Genomic DNA, 19,964 nt, shown 5'->3' with positions numbered 1-19,964 from the left:
GCAGTGCATGGTTTTTGAATCAGATTCTGCATGCAAAATACACTCTCTATGATTACTTTTTTCAGAACATTTTTAAAGATGGCATTTGTAACTGCCGCAATTGCCATATTTGTAACTTCCTGCGCTGCTCACAAAAACTGCGGCGAGAATACAACAAATAAAAAATACCACGGAAAACGCTATAATAAGGCGCTTCATGAAAGAGATTCGTTGTGCAGTTTAACAAAAGTGCAAAAGGATGAACTGGCTAAGGCTTCAAAAGAGTACGAAGAACTAACGGCAAAATTCGAAAGTTTAAAAAAATCGTCAGGTTCAGAAGTAAATAAATTAAATTCAAACATTGATAAATTAAGCAGCGACCTTGGCAACAAACAAAGAACGCTTGAAGAACGTGAAGCCCGCCTAAGACAATTGGAAGCGATCTTAAAAAGACAAGATTCTATTTTAAACTTATTAAATAGCTCTGTAAAAAATGCATTGTTAGGTTTCAGTCCTGATGAGTTAACTGTTACAATGCGCGACGGTAAAGTGTACGTGTCACTATCTGATAAGCTCTTGTTTAAATCTGGTGACGCTAACGTAGAAGTGAAAGGTAAAGAAGCTTTGAAAAAATTAGCAGAAGTCCTCAATAAAAATAATGATGTGAGCATTGCTATTGAAGGTCACACCGATAACGTACCTATTAAAACGTCTCAGTACAAAGACAATTGGGATTTAAGTGCAGCCCGTGCAACCAACGTAGTTCGTCTTTTAACCGAAGACTATAAAATGGATGCAAAAAGATTAACAGCAGCAGGAAAAGGAGAATTTTCGCCGGTGGCCGATAATAGCACAACAGAAGGGAAAGCAAAAAACCGCCGTACCGAAATTGTTTTATCTCCAAAATTGGAGGAGTTAATGAAATTGATAACCAACTAAATGGTTGCATCCTTCTAAATTATTGACCTACTATAAAATCAACTACTGACCATCAACTATTGACTAAGAACTAAAACTCTGCACTATGAAATTTGATAACGAACTCCTCCGAAAAATCAAAAGAAAAAATACGCTATTTGCATTCTTAGCATTTATATTACTGAAGCTCTTTATTAACTAAAGTTTAGTTTAACCTCATTTAAAATCCTGTCTTTAAAAAGATGGGATTTTTTTTTACAGGGAACTTGCGTAAAACGGAATTTACCTCCTGTATCTTTCTTAAGTCTTTTTTAGTTATGGTTATAAAACAATTCCTAAAATCACACACTATGAAAAAGAATATACAAAGTCTGCTAATGTTCTGGATACTGTTCCTGAACTTTACTACCAAGGCGCAATCGGCTCATAAATTCCAGATCAACTACGAAAGCAATGCACGCGCACTTACTTTCCAACAGAAAGATAAGATAGATTCGGTTTGCAAATTACTTTCAAAAAATATAAAAAATTACGCGGTTGAAATCATAGGCCATTCAGACAACGTTGGTAACATGGCGGCAAATGAAGAAATTTCCCTAAGCCGCGCAGATGCTACTATGGACTATTTTCTGGAGAAAGGTTTTTCAGAAGAGAAAATTACTATAGCAGGGAAAGGCTTCTTAAATCCTGTGGAGGATAACAGCACGGAAAAAGGCAAATCGGCTAACAGACGCGTCACCATAACCATTCAGCCGGAACTTGTTGTTATGAAGCGGAAAAAGATTGCGGGTGACAAAGGCATCGCTGGCTTAAGAATAAAAAACGAGCGCTTTAAAATTAACGCTGACTCGGGGGCCGTTATTACATACAGTTCAGGAACCAGGGTCACCATTCCTCCTTCGGCCTTTGTAACGAAAGACGGTAAAACTGTTTCAGGGAAAGTGGACATCATGTATTGTGAATACCGCGATCCTATTGATTTTATTTTGGCAGGCATCCCGATGAGTCATAGTGAAAAAGGAAAATTGTATCAGTTTAATTCTGCAGGTATGTTTAAGGTGCTTGCATTTAGCAAAGGAGTTCCCGTTTACCTGAAACTTGAAAAACCTTTGGAAGTAAAATTTGCTGTTGTTTCTAAACTTCCGAATCTCAATTTTTACAACTTCGATACTATCTCTGAAAAGTGGACCGAGCTAGCACAGTTAACTGGTCCTGATGGAAAGGAACTTTCTACGAGGGTTTACGGTTCAGATAAAGACTATCAAAAGCTTTTAGCAGGAACTTCCACTTGCACGCTGAGCCAATGTACAACTCTAAGAGCCGGAGTTTATCTTGCTTATCATCCGGCACCACTTTACGAAAAACTTACAGAAACAGAAGCAACCTTCAAACAAAACAAAAGAAAGTTGATAGCTGAAATCGATGAGCTAAAGTCTTCTTCGGCAAAAAATAAAGCGAAAATAAAAGAGATAGAGGAAGAAATTAAAAAAGAGACCCATACTTATAAACTGCATAGTTTAAGAGAAAATACCAGGAGAACAATTTTTCATCTCAGCTGCTATTCAAAAAATAATAATGAGTTGGAATCATTTTCAAAAGTGCACTGGAAATTCAAAACAAAAGATCTTCCTCCTTTAAAGCCTGAAACATTTAATAATTACTGGACAAGCTGCGAAATTATTAAATCCGGGAACGATTACTCCCTTGTATTGGGTGACGGAAAAGAACAGATACAAATGGAGCATCTTACTATGAAAGTGAAAGGAGTACTGGGTAAAAAAAATAAAGCGTCCCGCGCTGAAGCTCTCCTTTTTGATTATAACACAGTTCGTAAAATGTATACTGAAAGATTAGAAGCATTAGCAAAGTTAAAAACACCTTATTTGCTGAAAAATGAATGTTTTACAAATCGCCTGGACTCTTTAGAAAAATTAAAAACGGCGAACGACTGGATTTATTCGCTCTTGCATTCAGGCGCCGATACTGCCACTTGTTTCTGGAATGGAAGTAAACCATTTATGATGGAAACTGAAGGGAAAATGTCTTTTAAAGAATGGTGCAGTTACTTCGATGCGCATAAGACAGAAATGACTGAAAGATACTCGCAGGCAAAAGAAAGAAATGGCGAATGCTCAGTTTCTGACAATCAATTGGCCATTTGCATAGTGCCACCTTTAACGGGCGGTGGAGGGAGTTCAGCAAGTGTTGACCGTGAAGTCAGTTTTATTACAGAAACCATGAATATCAATAGCCTTGGCATTTTTAATTTTGATGCATTAAAAAGTTTGTCAAATACTGTAGAGGTAGTAGCAAATTACAAGGACAGTAAGGGAAACACTATTTCTCCGGAATATATTTATATTCTGGATAGTTCATTGAATGGCCTTATCAGGTACGATGGAGCAGGGGGATACAATCCTTACAAGTTTGTCTTCACAAAAACTTCACTTGTAACACTTATAGCTTTTGATAAGAACATGACGGCTTACATTTGTAATTCTCAGGTTTTTAAAAACTTACCTCTAAGCGGCAAAAAAGTTAAAACGACTTTCACGCTGCAAAAAATCGAACGGTTAAAAAGTAAGGCACAGTTTAAACAAATGTTGTAATACATGTCAACGGGAAGTTTTGTAAACTAATAGTTTTGCTTTTACTCCATTTATAATTAACTTCATTTCAAATTAATATCCGCAAACTTAAACCCATGTCGTTTTTAAAGAAAATATTTGGAGTCAAAAGTGATTCTAATAAAGAGAATTCCGCGAGAATTAGTGAAAATTCAGATAAGGAATTGTCGGACCGTGAAAAGATCCTTTGTCAGGACTTAGGCTATAGTTTGGAGGATGCTTTGTTACTCAAGAGAAGATCAGCTGGCGAAATTAATCAATTTGAATTTGAATATGTTCAGGAAGATGATAAACCACCTTGTATTTTCGTGAGTGATTACGAGAAAGGAGCCAGGAAAATGGTGAAGGAACTTCGGGAGCAATTTATAGCGGAAGGAAAATTCATTTACCTTGGAGGTTATCAAGCATCCGGTGGTCAATACAAAGTAGTTTTAATAGATACAAATGATCCTTATGAAATTCTTCGCCACGCTGAAACAAACGGAATAAATTATGGGCTTGAAACGGAAGATATTATCACTCGATTAAAAACCTGGGATGAGAAATACGGCCTTCACATCTACGGAATTAGCCACGATTACCTGGATTTAAAATTTTTAGCAAAAGAGTTTGATAGTAAAAGTCTTGCAGCCGAAATTTTTGAATTTTGTCCTGACACTGAAGATGTGGACGAAGTCGAAAAAAAACTAAAGAAGAATGGCGAACTGGATTTATGGTGGGATTAGGTAAAGGCAACTTATTAAACCTCAATACCAAAGTAGATCATGCGTGATTATAACGAGAGTTGGACAGAGGAAGTGCCTCCAGTAAGAGAAGCCTTCATAAATTACGGAGATCTAAGAAATATTGAAACACTTCCTGCTAGTCACGTTCTAAAAGCACAAAGCAGACTTCAGGGCGTATTATTTGTTGTAGCCCCTTGTTTAATTTATTATTTCGCCTATAAATTTGATGTCTTAAACTCTCCAGGTAAAAAATATAACTATTTGAATATTCTTGTTGCTGGTATGTTTTTAATAATCGTTTTATTGCTGGCACTCAATTATTATTTTTCAAATGGGTATAGATCGGGTTTATCGAAACTGGTAGTAACCTTCGATGGGTTTCTTTATGACAATAAAATGGTTTTATGGGCGGATGTCGAAAAGATAGTCCGGGTTTACATGCAAGATGACGCTTCAAAGTCTCTTATTGCTATAGAAGTAAGAACAAAGCATGTTGGGACTGTAAAATTAAATGTGAATTATTATAAAATAGATAAAGAGTCGCTCCCAAAGCTGATCTCCATTTATAAAACCCGCTGGGATATGAAAGATGTAAATGCTAATGATGTAAATAACCGTTATAAAGAGACTTTTGAAACATGGGATAAGTTAGCTAGTCTCTACCAGGAAAAATTTATGCGCCTTGATTTCTATGATGAAACTTACGACAAATTTTTACTGCTTATAAGTCAAAAAAATGCAAGGATACTTGAAATTGGTTGTGGCCCAGGGAATATTACAAAGTATTTACTGAACAAACGTCCTGATCTGAAAATAAAAGGCACAGATGTTTCTCCAGCTATGATCAGGTTGGCGCAGGAAAATAATCCCGGCGCTAGCTTTAGGGTTCTGGACTGCAGAAATCTTAAAGAACTAAAAACAAAAGTCGATGCCATTGTCTGCGGTTTCTGTATTCCTTATTTGTCCCCTGAAGATTGTTCTATGTTTATAAAGGACTGTTCCGATTTAATGAACGATTGGGCTGTTCTATATTTAAGTTTTGTGGAAGGAGATAGCAGCCTGTCTGGGTTTCAGACTGGCAGCACAGGAGATCGAACTTATTTTTATTACCATTCACAAAATAATTTAAGAGAATATTTTATGAGACACAAATTTGAACTGATAGATAAATACATTGTTAACTATAAAAGGAGCCATGAGCAGGTTGAGAAGCATACTGTTTTGCTTTTTAAAAAAAATTAGCTTAATCTGCGTAATAATGTTCGCCAAAGGCGAATATCTAATTTTCATTAATCTGCGAAATCTGTGTCATCTGCGTTACGCTCCCAGAGAAGCGCTCCATTGTAAGTCTAAAGAATCTTAGCCACAAAGATCTGTGAAATAATTTTCGCCAAAGGCGAATATTTAATTTGTAATTATTCTGCGAAATCTGTGTCATCTGCGTCACGCTCCCAGAGAAGCGCTCCATTGTAAGTACATAGAATCTTAGCCAAAAAGCTCTGCGTAATAATTTCCGCCAAAGGCGTATATCTATTTTTAATCATTCTGCGAAATCCGTGAAATCTGTGGCAATAGTTAAACCGGTTCACACAAAAAATCCGCAGACACCTAAGTATCTGCGGACCTATTATCTCTGCGCATAAAATGCAGAGACAAAAATTAGAAACCTATTTTTCCCGGTTTCTCAGTTCGTCCTGGTTCAGGCTCTGCTACCGGTGGTTTATTGGTTTCACGTTCTGGTGTCTGATCAGGATCGCTCCCTGGTTTAGAGGGATTGATCTTTTTATCATCTTGTTGTGGATTCTTTTCCTTTGGATCAGATCCAGCAACTGTCGGATTATTTATTTCTGGTGTTGACATGATATATGTTTGTTTTGTATACTGATTGATCCGACTTACCAAATAAATCAGTAGAGGTGAGTACTAGTTAAAAATTACTTAGCGGCGTCGCGAAGAGCTTTAATACGGTCGTGAGCTTTTTGCAATTCAGCACTTTGCTTGCGAACGATTTCCAATGCTTCTGGAGCGATATCTTCAGTATGTTCTAGAGCATCTTTATAATGTTTTTTTGCAGTGTCTTCACCGAATTCACACGATGATAAAATCGCTTTACGATCATTGCCAGTAACGGCCGCTTTTAAATCCATCCAGGTTCTGAACAATTTACCAGTTGTTTTTGTTTCATCGCGTTTAGGCTGATCTTCGCCTGCAGGAACAAATTGACGAAGTTCTCCTGCGAATCCATTACTTTGAACGCTGTAAGAATTGAATAATTCCTTGAGATCTGCTTCTTTTGTTTCCTGAGAGGCTGTTTTATATCCTTCGTAACGGTCATTGTTAATTACGATAAGATCTGTAATTGCTGCTGATGTTTTTTCTTGAGTTGCCATAATCTTATTTTTAAGTGTTATTAATTATTTTTTTGTTGTTCTTTTTTTAGCTGCTTTTTTAGCCGATGTTTTTTTGGGCGAAGCTTTCTTTGATGCAAGCTTCTTAGCTGAAGATCTTTTAGCCGGAGCTGTCGGAACTTTTCCACCTGCTTGTTTTGCTTCTGAAAGGCCAATCGCTATAGCCTGTTTGCGGCTTTTAACTTTTTGACCGGAACTACTTTTTAAAGTTCCTTTCTTAAGCTCGTGCATGGTTTTTTCTACTTTTTCACCAGCTTTCTTTCCATACTTCGCCATGCATTTATTTTTTAGTTGAACGTTTTTTTGAAGCCATCTTACCGGTCATTTTTTTCGCTCCTTTAGCGGTAGTTTTTTTAACACTGCTGGCTTTGGTGGACATTATTTTTTTAGACCCCATAGATTTGGTTGCTTTTTTTGAAGCTACTTTTTTAGCTGATTTTGCCGCTACTTTTTTTGATGAAGATCCAATAGCTATCCTATTTGCCGAAGCTTTTTTGGGAGCTGACCTTTTAACAGATTTCTTAACGCTGGCTTTTTTAACAGCTGCCTTTTTGGACGCCGTTTTTGTAGCTTTTTTAGGAGCAGCTTTTTTAACTGAGCTTGCAGAAGAAGCTTTTTTTCCAGCAGGCGCAGATGTTTTTTTAGCAGTCGTAGGGCTTGTTTTTTTTGCTGTAGCTTTTTTAGCTGAAGCAGAGCTTGTTTTTTTAGACGCAGATTTCTTAGCAGGTGCTTTTGCTTTAACTTTTTTAGCAGGAGCCTTTGTTTCTCCGTCTTCGCCCGACTGGTTAGTTGTTCTTGTTATATACATGGGAGAACTAGTTGCAGGAGCTAAAGATCCCAATGAAGGATTTTCTTTTTCAGTGGCAGTACTTAACTGACTTGTTGGAATTAACGGAACCGTTGGCTTGTGACCAAAGTCTGTACTCAATTTTCCAGGTTTAGTGGTATGTATTTCGTGTTGTATTTCATTTTGTAACTTGTACAAAGCTGTTTTTGAATAGCGTGCCATAAGTAGAGTTTTTTGAGAGTTAATAATTAGTTATTATATCCAGCTCAATAAACGTACCTACATTGTCGGTTAAATACAAAGAACGTTAAGAGGTCTGAATGCCTTAATATTAAAGGAATTCAGACGCACGTAAAAATTATCTTGAAAAATTATTCTTAGATTTTTTTTATAAGATGTAGAATTTTCTCTACTGATTGACTACAAATGACCTAAAATAGTGACTACTTCTATTTTAGTTTTTGCCAGCGCTCTAACTTTGGAACTCCCTTCGAAAATAATCCGGCGAACAAACGGTAAACGCCGCCCATTTCTTTTAATTTCCCTTTTACAACTACTTGCATTTCTGCGGCGGTGATGTCAGGCTGAGTGAACTTTCCATTTTGATAACAGTAACTGCAATACTTATTGCTTTTAGTTCCGTCTGCATTTGTTCCGCCGTGTTGCAGATCATCTTTCAGAGGCATAGAGCAACTCTGACACATTGAATAAGATTTTTCCATGAGTTAAATTTTATGTTTATGCAAAGAAAGCATCAGGCAGTGACAACCTTATGGCAGTCTCTTTTAAACTAAATAAAAAAAATGGTTTAGTCTGTTCGGTCGGCATATTCTACACGTCCATCATCGTAGCGTGTTGCAATACGGGTAATTTTACCAAAATAATTTTTAAAAAATTCAACGGTAAAGCTGTCGTTGCCTTTCACACGCATCATACTTGTGGTCATTGGAATCAACGGGAATTTAGCCTTGCCGGTTTTTTGATAATAAAGTACTCCGTAAGAATAGCTGATTGCATAAGCTCCGTAAAGCCCCGTAAAACTATTAAAGGTAGCTGTATCCAATTGTACAGGATGATTAATCGATTGTACTAGTTCTAACTGCCATTTTAAGCTTTTTATTTCTGATGAGTCTTTTGCTTTGTTAAATGCATCTTCAAATATTTTTGTCTCGGCAATTTCCAGGGCTCTTTCCGCCGGTACTTTGAGATCTGGAATAACACCTGTTTTCTCCCAATTTCTTTTTGTTACCGGACTGGTAGCTCTTCCAAACGGAATGTCGCAAACAAAGCCACTGCTTAAAGGGCGATAGGTAACGGTGTGCGCGCCGCCGCGGGTAGTCTCGCCCACGACAGTTGCCCGTTTTAAAGCCTGCAGTTCATACGTTAATCCTTCTGCTGCCGAAAAAGTTTTGTAGCTTGTAAGAATATAAATCGGAATCTCCGTAAGCACGCCGTAAGAGGAGTCAGGCACGGTGTAGTAGGGTAGGGTGGCGTTCTCACTGCGAATGTAAATATCTACCACATGTGTTGGCATCTTAAAAAAGTGACTTATTATATGGTTCACCATGTCGGGAGATCCGCCAATGCCATAACGCAGGTCAATTATGAGTGCTCTTGAATTAGAAAGCAATTTTAATGCTGCGTCCGCCGTGGATTTGGAGTAACCGTTAAGCCTCGAAAAGGCACTGATTTCAAGATACCCAATGTTTCCGTTTAAAATTTCAGCCTTTTTAAACCCAAAGTTTTTTTCTTTCTCCTGTCTTAATCGCGTAGCCACCATCTTAGGTACATCGTCAATATTTCCAAGGAGTTCATTCGCCATCTGGGGATTGTATTCCAAATGAAAATGCTCGTCGCGGTTTATAAATAAAATATCAGAAGTCAGTGCGCCAGCTAAAGCATGGGGATCCTTGATGTTATTGTAATGCCCTTCTTTATATCTTTTTTTAATATAGCTGTTCATCTTAATGGCAGCATCCTTAAAAACGTAATATTTAATAATCTGGTTGGTGAGACTGTCAATAAGCGTTTTTGTAGCCAGTGGGCTTAAAGGAAAAACGTTCGAAGCAACCTGGGAATAGCAGGTTGATGCCGTGAAACTGATTAGAAAAATAGCAATGAATAAAAAAACCTTTTTAGGGTATTTTAAAGTGGTCTTCAAAAAATACTTTGTCATATTTAATAGCCTTTTAACGAAGAACGGGATTTTGTGTTTTATAAAGATAATAATTGTTTACAGACAAACAAATCCTCACAAAGTCCGCTAGCACGCGCAGATATGGATAGTGGCAGTGGCTTAAAGTTGCCTGTTAATACATGTAAGCATAGAATCGATACGGTGAGTTTACGTATAATGGAGAATTAAAAAAGCTCCGGATAAACCATGAAAGCTTTCAAGATCATAGACACAGAATCGCCTGTCCAGAGCTCACCTCTGCCAATCATTTCTAAAACCTGCTTTGGCTTAACTACCAAAACCTCAATTTCTTCAGTGCTATCAAAATGCTGCACGGAATTAAACGTGAGATTCCGTGCAATAAAACCATGTGTGACCTGGTTGGTCTTTGTGGGATTATTACTGATTTTTCCAATAAACTCGAGATTGTCAGTAGTTGTCTGAATGCCTGTTTCCTCAAGTAATTCGGCAATCGCAGATTCTTCAATACTTTTCCCGGCTTGCTGAAATCCTGCAGGAAGTTCTATGAGAATTTCGCCAAGACCATGTTTATATTGCTTTACTAAAACCATTTCGTTCGTTTTAGTAAAAGGTAAAACCATTACAGCATTCCCGAAAGGAGAAATAAAATAATCGTCAATTATTTTTTTGTTTGGTAGTTCTACAACATGTCTCAGTATAGGAAACCATTTCGACGGCGATACATCTTCTTCAGAGAGTATTTTCCATTTTTTAAGCATCTAGTTTTTACCTTTTGGAGAATTTACAAGGTCTAAGAAATGGGTGTTTACAAAATCAACTACAACTTTTGCAAACTCTCTATTTAATGGCAACAGCGGATCGTTGTAAGTTTTCAGCTGTGTCTCTTTTTCAGTGGTATCACAATCCTTTAATACGTGATTCATGTTTTTAATAATGCTTAACTGGGCTTTTGGTTGTGCTTTAGCGAGAAGCTGTGCGTCTTCTTCTTTCACCTGAATGTCTGTTGTTCCGCTTGTAAGGAGAATAGGAACATTTAGTTTTTTTATTTCCGTTTGAGGATTGTATTTCATCCAGGCCCTCATATAAGGTTGTATGCTTGGTCTGAATATGGCATAAAATAGGGGTGGCACGTTCGTGAGTGTATCACCTTTTTTGAGTTTATCCAGCATCTCATAAACAATGTTTTTTACATTGTCAGGAGTTTTAGAAAACTGTTCTTTTAATATTTCATCAATGGGTTTTCCTGCCCCTGCAATGGAAATAAATCCGCTTACGTTTTTATTATTGGCGGATGCTATCATACCAAATAAGGAACCTTCACTGTGGCCGGCTACAATAATTCTGCTGAAGCGCTTGTCCTTTACAAGTAGATTAATCCAGGATTTTACATCTTCAATGTACGTTTCGGGACGCATTTCAGACTCGTCGGTATGCATGGCAGCACTCTGACCAATACCACGTTTATCAAAACGAAAACTGGCAATGCCATTTTTTTGAAATTCGGCAGCGAGTAATTTTAGAGAATTATTTTCCATCTCGCTGTTATTGCCATTTCTATCCGTAGGACCAGAGCCTGCAATGATTAGCACCAGAGGAACAGGGGTACTTTTGGCAGGCATTAAGATACTTCCTTCTAAATCTCCTGCTGGAGTTTTTAAAGTAATAATTTCGTCCTGGGCATTAAATGATTGTGAAAGTAAAAAGGAAACGAGAAGCAGAAAGTTTTTCATCAGTAAAATAAAATTTTTCATGAAAGTACTGTTTTTTGACTACAGCCAGCTTTTCTTTTTCTCTAAAAGATTTTATCATCTTGTTTTGCTAACTTTGATTAAAGTTTTTTTATGAAAAGAATAAATCTATTGCTCTCCCTTACTTTACTGCTTTTTATTTCCTGCAAAAAGAAAGACACCCTAAGTACAACTCCAGTCGCTTTTATACCAGATTGTACCGGCACAACGCCAACTTATGCTGCAACTGTTGGACCCCTCATAAGTTCAAAATGCGCTACGTCAGGATGCCACGCGAATGGCAGTTCAAATGGTCCGGGAGCTTTAACCACCTACTCGCAGGTTAAAAATGCTTCGGCTACTGTACGTTCTTCTGTAATAAATGCTACAATGCCGAAGAATAATACTTTAACCGCAGTTGAGAAGAATACTATTATCTGCTGGATTGATGCGGGGGCGATCAATAATTAGATTTTATTGAGCGTTTTTCGTTTTTTATGATGAATTCAGTTATCGCCACCGCATGCCTACTACTCTAAAACTTCTTTTTTCAAAGTCAGAAGTCCGGCCATCATAATCAAGGCAGTAAAAATAATCACCTGGATGATCAACGAATTATTGACTAAAGGTATGCGCTGTGAAGAATCGATCGAAAGAAATAATAAAATGGTAATTAGTCCGCGCGGGGCTATAAAAAGTAAAGGACTTAAAGGAAGTTTGGATATTTTTAGCTGAATAAACCGGAGAACAAAAATACCTGCAACAACGCCTATGGACCAAATTAAAGTGGCCGGATTGAGAATTTCAGACGTCTCAAGCAGGTAACCAAAAACAAGAAAAAAAAGAGCACGCACTAAAAAAGTCGCTTCACCGGTTAATTCCTTAAACTTTTGAACCTCTCTGTTTAAATCGTCCGGCTTAAGTTTTTCAATCCATTTAAAGCGTTTCAATTCATCGATATTTCCAATGAACAATCCGAAAAGCAAAATAAATATTAATGCTGGCAAATGATACACTTTAGATACGGCATAAATTAAAATCACCAAAAGTATAATCGGAACAAATTTTATATGGTGCTCAATTTTATTGAGGAGATAGGAGAGTGCGATGGTCGCTAAAAAAGAAACTCCAATAATGATAAAAAGTTGCAAAGCAAAAACTTCGAACGAGTAAGTGCCAAAACTTTCGTTAAGTGCTACAAAATTAAAAAGTAAAACACCCAATATGTCAGAGAGACTGCTTTCGTAAATTACGAATTCTTTAGAGGCAGAGCTTAAACTTCTCACGCTTGGGATAGCTATGGCGCTGCTAATAATGCAAAAAGGTACTGCGTTTACTAAACCGTCTCTAAAAGATCCGCCACCATAATGACGAAATAAATATGCCAGTAAAAATGCGGATACAAATAAAGGGAGAAGGGCTCCGAAAAATGATTTTGAAATCATCTTAAACTTTGATCGGTTAAGTTCCAGTTCAAGTGATCCTTCAAGCACTATTAAGATAAGTCCAACAGTTCCTAATACCGGAAGAATAGGAGCGAAGTTCGGAAGTTGAATTCCTGAGAAGTCAATGATCTGCCGGATTGTCCACCCTAACAACAAGAGCAAAATTGCCGAAGGGATTTTTGTTTTGGAAGAGGTAAGGTCAAATACGTAAGCAATGAGCAGCAAAGAACAAAAAGTAATAATAATAGCGCTGGTCATAAGTCAGTTTGCGGATTAAAAGGTATAAAAAAATAAAGCTACGTAGTCTTACGTAGCTTTACAAAATATATTAATTATATATTATTCTTCCATCGGATAGTCTTTGGCAACCCAATCAGGCTTAATGCCTTCAGGAAGCTCAAGTACCTTTGTGTTTTTAAAACCCATTCCCATTAAAGCATCATAAGCAGGTTTAATGTTTGGACAGCTGGCATAAGAACAACAGCCACAATAAACTACTACTTGCTTTGTTTTGTTCTCCATCGATAAAGTAGATTTCATTTTTTCGACACAGGTAGCGCTGGTAGCTCTTCCTACAAAAACAGCAGTCTTAATGTTTTCCATTGGACCTACATTAAAAATGATAGGTTTATCTTTTGCATTTGTTTTAATTTTTTCAGCAAGATCTTTGGTCGGCATCAATTGTTCTTTCGTCCAAACAGGGGTTTGACTGTAAGCGCTAAATAATCCTGAAAGAGTCAGGGCGATAATCAATAGATTTTTCATGTGTGTTTCGTTTGTTCAAAAGTATACAAAAACCAATCCGATAAGTTCTAAAAAAAGCTAAAATTCAAAGTTTCAGAATAAAAAAAGCCTTCTCGGTTTAAGAAGGCTTCGGTGTAAGCAGTAATAAGATTAGCCTTTTACCAATTGAATTTCACAGTTGATTTTAACATCTTCACTTACCATTACGCCACCTGTTTCCAGAGCCGCGTTCCAGGTAAGACCGAAGTCTTTACGGTTAATTTTACCGCTCACTGTAAAACCGGCTTTCATATTGCCCCACGGATCTTTATTGATTCCACCGTATTCTACATCAAGTGTAATGTTTTTGGTTACATCTTTTATAGTAAGATCACCATGTAATTTATAATCGTCGCCTGAAACTTTTTCGTATTTAGTTCCTTTGAATTTTAATTCAGGAAATTTTTCAGAATCAAAAAATTCCGGTGAACGTAAATGACCGTCGCGTTGTTCAGAATTTGTATTTACAGAGGTTGTTCTGGTACTGAAGGTTACGTTGGCAGTTGTAAAGTCTTCGCCTTCTGTTTCAGCATCTACCGAAAAATCAGTAAAATTTCCGCTAACGTTAGTAATCATCATGTGTTTCACTTTAAAAGTTACTTCACTGTGCGCTGGGTCTAAATTCCATTTAATTTTGCTCATTGTTTTTTTGTTTTTAATTATTAATTATTGATTGCTTAAGTTTATTTTGCCACTAAGACACTTAAAATACTAAGGAAATCATTTAACTCACCTGCTTTATTCTCTTAGTGCTGCTCAGTGAAGTGCTCCTTCGTGACCTTAGTGTCTAAGTGGTTTTACTAAAATCCTTTTCCCTCCCCATGCTCTTGTAAACATCACTTAACTCACCTGCATAATTTCTCTTAGTGCTGCTCAGTGACCTTAGTGTCTAAGTGGTTCTACTAAAATCCTTTTCCCTCCCCATGCTCTTGTAAACATCACTTAACTCACCTGCATAATTTCTCTTAGTGCTGCTCAGTGACCTTAGTGTCTAAGTGGTTATATTTTAGATCGTCATCGGAACATCCATCAACAAAAACTCAGCATCGCTGTCGGCACTTATTGAAAGTTTATCAGTGTCCCAAATACCGTACCCATCGCGTTGATTTAATTTTTGCCCGTTAATTGTTACATCTCCTTTTAAAATAAAGGCATAAACACCATTTCCTTTTGCTTTGATAGAATAGTCTGAGCTTACACCTTTGTCAAATTTCCCTAAATGAAACCAGGCGTTTTGATGAATCCAAACTCCCTCATCATCTGCGTTAGGAGAAATAATTTGTTGCAATTTATTATGACGATCGCTTTCTTTTAAAGTAATTTGGTCATAACGCGGTGTTACATTTTTCTTGTTAGGGAAGACCCAGATCTGTAAAAACTTTACAAGTTTGTCTTTGTTTTTGTTATACTCGCTGTGCGTGATACCAGTACCTGCACTCATTACTTGTATGTCGCCGTTTTTAATAACCGCTGTAGTTCCCATACTGTCTTTGTGCTCCAAATCCCCTTCTAATGGAATAGATATAATTTCCATGTTATCGTGAGGATGAGTGCCAAAGCCCATTCCGGCATCTACCTGGTCGTCGTTTAAAACTCTTAATACACCAAAGTGCATTCTTTCAGGATTATAATAATTTGCGAAACTAAAGGTATGATGACTGTTTAACCAACCGTGGTTTGCGTGGCCACGTGTTTCGGCTTTGTGAACGATTGTATTTTCCATAATTTTTGAGGTTGTTGTGGGCAAATGATTAAATCCTATGATGTCAAGTTTATGAAGTTCGTCAATATCATTCGTCAATGTATCAGCAACTCCATTTCCTACCAGAAACATTCCTGTTCCCATCAGGCCTTTCTTAATAAAATCTATTCTGTCCATGTTTTGTAATTTTGATGACTCAAAGGTAGGACACCAGGAAGTCACCAGCTAATAACCTAGATTAAGAAATTTAGATAAGGTAGGTTAAGAGTTATACAGAGATAAGATTAAAGTCCTCTCTTATAGGCGAAACAGACGGCTTTTCAGACAATGAACAAGAAGGCTAAGATGTTTTTCCCGCCATTAAAGCACACTGGTAGCGCATTTTTTTTGGAGTTCTGTCAGTTCATGCAACAAAAACACGCTATCTCGGCGATAATTTTTCACCAACGATATCCGTTTTGCTGATTACTGACGAAACTTTGATCATTATATCCTTTTGCAAAATTTCGAATAATTTTTTCTTCACAAAATGGCGATGAACAACCATACCTACCGTGCGATAAGGCACAGGTGAAGAAAAACGGCCCACATGCATTTTTTCTTCTTTTGAAAAGTCGTTAACTGCTAAGTAAGGTAGGAGTGTAGTGGCTTTATTTGCTTTTACAAAACGCAACAAACTATCAATGGACCCTGCCATATATTCAAAATTTAGTTTGGTATCAATTTGTTGTTTACTGATATCGCAAAGCTGCAATACCTGTGTACGCATGCAATGCCCTTCTTCCATTAAAAACAAATTTTTCAGATTAATTTTTTTCATGGAGACAGTTTTATCAACAACATTGCCTGCATCAAAAAAAACAAAGGGCTCGTCGTAGAGTTTTATTTCAATAAGATCTTTATCTGCTAACGGAATGGAAAGTATGCCAATGTCCAGTTCACGCGACTTTATTTTTCGAATAATTTCACTGGTAGTTTCTTCTCTTACTTTTATAGTTAAGCTAGGAAATTTAGCGGCAAAATCCTGCAAAAATAAAGGTAGTAAAAAGGGTGCAACTGTTGGTATTACAGATAAAGTCACAGTTCCTTTTATTTCTCCCCTTACTTCTTTTACTAACTCTTGCAGTTGTTCAATGGTATTGGTAATAATTTTTAATTGTTCTATTATTACCGAGCCCTCATTTGTAATTTGAACGGGTTTCTTTTTTCTGTCAAAAATCTGAACATCTATTTCATCTTCAAACTTCGAAATCATGGTGCTCAATGTAGATTGTGTAATAAAGCACTTTTCAGCGGCCAGTTCAAAATGCTTGTGCTCTGCTACGGCAAGAATGTATTGAAATTGCTGTATGTTCATCTATTCTATCAATGTTAATATCTAAATTATCGTTTTTATCAAACAAAGATATGGTTTAGTTTTACAAACAAATTAAATCCCTGAAAAATTACAATGAAAAATATAATTATTGTTTCAAGTCTCATTCTATCAATTAACTCATTAGCTCAAACTCCTATGGAAAGTAAAGGTAAATGCCCCTTTGGTTACGACAGTAAATCAACAGCTTCTGCTGAACAACCTGTTATGAATTTTAATTCTAAAGGTTTTAACGCTACCGATTGGTGGCCAAATCAGTTGAATTTAAACATCCTTCGACAAAATTCAACTTTGTCAAATCCCATGGATAAAGATTTTGATTATTTAAAAGCGTTTAAAAGTCTTGATATGGACGCATTGAAAAAAGACTTGCATGAATTAATGAGAGATTCGCAAGATTGGTGGCCGGCAGATTTTGGACATTATGGTCCGTTTTTTATACGTATGGCGTGGCACAGCGCTGGTACCTACCGCACGGGCGATGGCAGAGGTGGAGCGCGTGCAGGGCAGCAGCGATTTGCACCTTTAAATAGCTGGCCTGATAACGGAAATTTAGATAAAGCGAGAAGATTACTCTGGCCAATAAAGCAAAAATATGGCAATAAAATTTCCTGGGCAGATTTGATGATTCTTACGGGAAACGTTGCTTTAGAAGACATGGGGTTTAAAACCTTTGGCTTTGCAGGTGGAAGGGAAGATGTTTGGGAGCCCGAAACCAACGTGTACTGGGGTTCTGAAAAAAAATGGTTAGATGATAAAAGACATACAGGCGATGCCCGTGCACTGGAATACCCTCTAGCTGCAGTACAAATGGGACTAATTTATGTAAATCCCGAGGGTCCCAATGGAAATCCAGACCCCCTTGCTGCTGCGAAAGATATTCGTGAAACTTTTGGCAGAATGGGAATGAACGATGAAGAAACGGTAGCCTTAATAGCCGGTGGACATACGTTTGGAAAAACACACGGTGCCGGGGATGCTGCCCTGGTTGGTTCTGCACCTGAAGGAGCGGCTATCGAAGAGCAGGGTTTTGGCTGGGCCAGCAAATACAAATCGGGAAAAGGAAAAGACGCCATTACATCCGGATTAGAAGTTACCTGGACTACCACGCCCACAAAATGGAGCCATGGTTTTTTTACTGCACTTTTTAATTACGAATGGCAATTAAGCAAGAGTCCGGCCGGCGCTCATCAATGGGTTGCAAAAAATGGTTCCGCTGTTGTTCCTGATGCGTTTGACAGCAACCAAAAGCATTTACCAACCATGCTAACCACAGATTTGTCGCTACGGGTGGATTCATCTTATGCGAAAATTTCCAGGTATTTTCTTGATCATCCAGATGCTTTTGCTGATGCCTTCGCCCGTGCCTGGTTTAAGCTAACACACCGTGATATGGGGCCGCGTACCTTGTACTTAGGCAAAGATGTTCCCAAAGAAGAGTTAATTTGGCAGGATCCAATTCCGGCTCTCAATCATCCGGTTGTTGACGCAAAAGACATTGCCGGGTTAAAATCATCTCTATTAAATTCAGGCTTATCGGTAAGTGAAATGGTAGCCACCGCCTGGGCATCTGCATCTACGTATCGCAATTCAGATAGACGGGGTGGCGCAAACGGAGCCAGAATTACCTTGTCGCCACAAAATAAATGGGAAGTAAATAATCCTGAACAATTAGAGAAAGTATTAAAAACTCTTGAGAAAATTAAAAATGACTTTAATTCAAAATCTAAAACCGCAAAAATTTCTACGGCCGATTTAATCGTATTATGCGGTTCTGTAGGAATTGAGAAAGCTGCAAAAAATGGAGGGTATACTATTGAGGTTCCATTTACTCCCGGACGTATGGATGCTACACAAGAGCAGACAGATGTGGCGTCAATGGCTGTTTTGGAGCCAATGGCAGATGGTTTCAGGAATTATTTGAAAACAAAATACACAGTTTCAACAGAAGAACTTTTGGTGGATAAAGCACAATTGCTAAAATTAACTCCTCCTGAAATGACTGTTTTGATGGGCGGTTTGAAGGTATTAAATGTAAATTACAATCACTCAAGTGCTGGTGTTCTAACAACAAAAAAAGAGACCTTAACCAATGATTATTTTGTAAATCTTTTAGACATGAGCACTGCCTGGACAACTAAAGGCGATTCGAAAGAAGAATTTGAAGGGAAAGATAGAAAGACTGGAACTCTTAAATGGACGGCGACCCGCGCAGACCTTATCTTTGGATCTCACTCTGAATTAAGAGCTTTGGCGGAAGTTTACGCAAGTGCTGATGCAAAACAAAAGTTCGTGACTGACTTTGTTGCTGCATGGGTGAAAGTAATGAACCTTGACCGCTTTGATTTGAAATAAAAACGGCTTAACACGAGCAAAGCCATCTCAAATAGTAGTTAAAACGAAAATTGCAGGTTGCTTTGCTTGTTTTTTTTAGGGGTTGTGGGCTTTTACCAGGAGGTTAACGTACTAACTAGCGAAGTGCATTGCAGGCTGAAGGACTACTAAAACAAGACGCTAACGGTTTTACAATAGAAGGCATGGCTAAGAGAGTGGTCACAGCAAGGCTTCGTTTTAGCATCGTTTTGAGAATCCTGCATTTGCAAACCAATTTATCTGCGTTAATCTGGTAAACGTACAGGTCAGTGTAGCTGGGCAACCTGTGTAACAACTTAGCTATTACTTACTTTTTCTTCAGAAACTCCGCTTTAATTTTGCTTAAAAACTCGGGCGTAACACCAATATAAGAAGCAATCTGTTTTTGCGGCAGGCTTTGCATAAGAGTAGGGTAGCGGTTGCAGAAAGTAAAATACCTTTCTTGTGCTGTAAGTCCCATATAGTCTATCAGGCGGTGGCTATTAGCAGCAATGGAATTTTCGGTAATGATGCGGAAAAAACGTTCAAACTTCGGGATTTTTTCAAAGAGTTGTAATTGATCTTCTCTTGTAAGGATAAGCATGGTGGTTTCCTCCAGGGCGTCTATGTTAAGTTTTCCTGGTTGGTTAGAAATAACGCTTGCCATGTCGGCGATCCACCAGCCGGGCGGGGCAAACTGAATGATGTGTTCAAATCCGTTTCGGTCAACGGAATACGAACGCAGGCATCCCTTGGTAACAAAGGCTGTAAACTTATTAAACTCATTTTCATGGACCAGGAATTGTTTTTTCTTCAGTTTTTTTTCCTGGAAGAGAGCGGTAAAACTTTCTTCCTCATTTTTAGTGAGGCTGATATGTTTTGAAACGCTTTGTAATAATAGTTGGTAATCCATATGGTTCTGCCTTTTCTGTACAATTATTAGGTGACAAGATAATCAATGTTGGACAAAAGGTTAAA

Annotated in this window: 20 protein-coding genes; 6 read left to right on the top strand and 14 right to left on the bottom strand. The window is 37.7% G+C overall.

Translation table 11 applies throughout. The annotated features are described in order from the left end of the window. Window positions 1–30 precede the first annotated feature (30 nt). The 4 genes from CNR22_23575 to CNR22_23560 all read left to right on the top strand — a co-directional run bounded on the left by CNR22_23575 (window position 31) and on the right by CNR22_23560 (window position 5,491). The gene (locus CNR22_23575; GenBank protein PBQ34629.1) at window positions 31–918 is read left to right on the top strand and encodes a flagellar motor protein MotB; all 888 of its coding nucleotides are present in this window, start codon (window positions 31–33) and stop codon (window positions 916–918) included. Window positions 919–1,139: 221 nt separating this feature from the next. Continuing rightward, a complete protein-coding gene (locus CNR22_23570) occupies window positions 1,140–3,506 on the top strand; it encodes a hypothetical protein (protein PBQ34628.1) in 2,367 nt (788 codons plus the stop codon). 95 nt (window positions 3,507–3,601) lie between these two features. Continuing rightward, the gene (locus tag CNR22_23565; protein ID PBQ34627.1) at window positions 3,602–4,249 is read left to right on the top strand and encodes a hypothetical protein; all 648 of its coding nucleotides are present in this window, start codon (window positions 3,602–3,604) and stop codon (window positions 4,247–4,249) included. 582 nt (window positions 4,250–4,831) lie between these two features. Next, window positions 4,832–5,491 carry an SAM-dependent methyltransferase gene (locus CNR22_23560; GenBank protein ID PBQ34984.1) on the top strand — a complete coding sequence of 220 codons (660 nt, stop codon included), beginning with the start codon at window positions 4,832–4,834 and terminating at the stop codon, window positions 5,489–5,491. Between the two features lie 417 nt (window positions 5,492–5,908). Here the strand turns inward: CNR22_23560 and CNR22_23555 are convergent, their stop codons facing one another. The 8 genes from CNR22_23555 to CNR22_23520 all read right to left on the bottom strand — a co-directional run bounded on the left by CNR22_23555 (window position 5,909) and on the right by CNR22_23520 (window position 11,353). Next, on the bottom strand, window positions 5,909–6,151 hold the full coding sequence (locus tag CNR22_23555) for a hypothetical protein (protein PBQ34626.1): 243 nt from the start codon (window positions 6,149–6,151) through the stop codon (window positions 5,909–5,911). Between the two features lie 32 nt (window positions 6,152–6,183). Further along, a complete protein-coding gene (locus CNR22_23550; protein ID PBQ34625.1) occupies window positions 6,184–6,639 on the bottom strand; it encodes a hypothetical protein in 456 nt (151 codons plus the stop codon). A 24-nt stretch (window positions 6,640–6,663) separates the two neighbouring features. Next, a complete protein-coding gene (locus CNR22_23545) occupies window positions 6,664–6,933 on the bottom strand; it encodes a hypothetical protein (GenBank protein PBQ34624.1) in 270 nt (89 codons plus the stop codon). A 4-nt stretch (window positions 6,934–6,937) separates the two neighbouring features. Continuing rightward, window positions 6,938–7,666 (bottom strand): hypothetical protein, encoded by a 729-nt coding sequence (locus tag CNR22_23540; protein ID PBQ34623.1) that lies wholly within the window; start codon window positions 7,664–7,666, stop codon window positions 6,938–6,940. Window positions 7,667–7,893: 227 nt separating this feature from the next. Further along, window positions 7,894–8,166 (bottom strand): hypothetical protein, encoded by a 273-nt coding sequence (locus tag CNR22_23535; protein PBQ34622.1) that lies wholly within the window; start codon window positions 8,164–8,166, stop codon window positions 7,894–7,896. A gap of 86 nt (window positions 8,167–8,252) precedes the next feature. Further along, window positions 8,253–9,620, bottom strand: a complete 1,368-nt coding sequence (locus tag CNR22_23530) for a hypothetical protein (protein PBQ34621.1) — start codon at window positions 9,618–9,620, stop codon at window positions 8,253–8,255. A 185-nt stretch (window positions 9,621–9,805) separates the two neighbouring features. Next, window positions 9,806–10,360, bottom strand: a complete 555-nt coding sequence (locus tag CNR22_23525; protein PBQ34620.1) for an NUDIX hydrolase — start codon at window positions 10,358–10,360, stop codon at window positions 9,806–9,808. Next, entirely contained in the window at window positions 10,361–11,353 is a 993-nt protein-coding gene (locus CNR22_23520; protein ID PBQ34619.1) for an alpha/beta hydrolase, read from the bottom strand. Window positions 11,354–11,443: 90 nt separating this feature from the next. On the opposite strand from CNR22_23520, the gene CNR22_23515 reads away from it, so the two are divergent. Next, the gene (locus CNR22_23515; GenBank protein PBQ34618.1) at window positions 11,444–11,800 is read left to right on the top strand and encodes a hypothetical protein; all 357 of its coding nucleotides are present in this window, start codon (window positions 11,444–11,446) and stop codon (window positions 11,798–11,800) included. A 59-nt stretch (window positions 11,801–11,859) separates the two neighbouring features. On the opposite strand, the gene CNR22_23510 is transcribed toward CNR22_23515, so the two are convergent. From CNR22_23510 to CNR22_23490, 5 genes are all read right to left on the bottom strand, one after another. After that, on the bottom strand, window positions 11,860–13,032 hold the full coding sequence (locus CNR22_23510) for a sodium:proton antiporter (protein ID PBQ34617.1): 1,173 nt from the start codon (window positions 13,030–13,032) through the stop codon (window positions 11,860–11,862). Window positions 13,033–13,113: 81 nt separating this feature from the next. Then, window positions 13,114–13,539 (bottom strand): hypothetical protein, encoded by a 426-nt coding sequence (locus CNR22_23505; GenBank protein PBQ34616.1) that lies wholly within the window; start codon window positions 13,537–13,539, stop codon window positions 13,114–13,116. A 129-nt stretch (window positions 13,540–13,668) separates the two neighbouring features. Further along, window positions 13,669–14,199: a hypothetical protein gene (locus tag CNR22_23500; protein ID PBQ34615.1), complete on the bottom strand. Its 531-nt coding sequence runs from the start codon at window positions 14,197–14,199 to the stop codon at window positions 13,669–13,671. A 364-nt stretch (window positions 14,200–14,563) separates the two neighbouring features. Beyond that, the gene (locus tag CNR22_23495; GenBank protein ID PBQ34614.1) at window positions 14,564–15,436 is read right to left on the bottom strand and encodes a hypothetical protein; all 873 of its coding nucleotides are present in this window, start codon (window positions 15,434–15,436) and stop codon (window positions 14,564–14,566) included. Window positions 15,437–15,680: 244 nt separating this feature from the next. Beyond that, complete coding sequence (locus tag CNR22_23490) at window positions 15,681–16,616, bottom strand: DNA-binding transcriptional regulator OxyR (protein PBQ34613.1); 936 nt, start codon at window positions 16,614–16,616, stop codon at window positions 15,681–15,683. 93 nt (window positions 16,617–16,709) lie between these two features. Here CNR22_23490 and katG point away from each other — a divergent pair, with 93 nt between their 5' ends. After that, a complete protein-coding gene (gene katG, locus CNR22_23485; protein ID PBQ34612.1) occupies window positions 16,710–18,989 on the top strand; it encodes a catalase/peroxidase HPI in 2,280 nt (759 codons plus the stop codon). A gap of 325 nt (window positions 18,990–19,314) precedes the next feature. Here katG and CNR22_23480 read toward each other — a convergent pair whose 3' ends face one another. Next, window positions 19,315–19,899, bottom strand: a complete 585-nt coding sequence (locus tag CNR22_23480; protein PBQ34611.1) for a hypothetical protein — start codon at window positions 19,897–19,899, stop codon at window positions 19,315–19,317. Window positions 19,900–19,964: the final 65 nt, after the last annotated feature.

The sequence above is a fragment of the Sphingobacteriaceae bacterium genome (assembly GCA_002319075.1).
Classification (GTDB): Bacteria; Bacteroidota; Bacteroidia; order B-17B0; family Aurantibacillaceae; genus Aurantibacillus.
This window is presented reverse-complemented; position numbering and strand designations above follow the sequence as displayed.